The organism is Photobacterium alginatilyticum (assembly GCF_009910675.1).
In the GTDB taxonomy this organism is placed as follows: Bacteria; Pseudomonadota; Gammaproteobacteria; order Enterobacterales; family Vibrionaceae; genus Photobacterium; species Photobacterium alginatilyticum.
Map to the genome: position 1 here is coordinate 1 of NZ_RSEJ01000283.1, position 434 is coordinate 434.

The following is a 434-nucleotide window of genomic DNA, read 5'->3' on the forward strand; positions in this document are numbered from 1 at the left end:
TTCCAAAAACATCCGATGTGGCTATGACCTCTCCCTGCAACACGCCATTGAACATGAGAAGTCCTATGGTGGGCAATTCCGGTTTGAAGGGTTTTAAGTGTTTGGTGAGTGTATCCGAGGGAACCTCCACGTAATCGGTTTGTTCAATCTCAGGGCTGGATTTTGATTTTTCAGTATTGCAGCTCAAAAGAATGGCAGCAAAGAATAGGGATGCAAGTAGTCCTAGATGTTTCATGCTTATGTATTATTTCTTTCTGTGGGTTTAATGATCATTCTAAAATATTGGTCCTTGTAGATGTAATATCCAAGCCAGTTGTACAGCGTTCGCACTTTATTTTTAAAGTTCACGAGCCCCATGATGTGTACAAAGATCCATATAAGCCATGCACTAAAGCCTTTTAGGGACTGTTTCTGTCCCGGGAAATCCAACACGG

Annotated in this window: 1 protein-coding gene; it reads right to left on the reverse strand. The window is 41.9% G+C overall.

The genetic code is table 11. The annotated features are described in order from the left end of the window. On the reverse strand, positions 1-235 hold a 235-nt coding region (locus tag EIZ48_RS31665), incomplete at its 3' end, for a hypothetical protein (RefSeq protein WP_205298662.1). Positions 236-434: the final 199 nt, after the last annotated feature.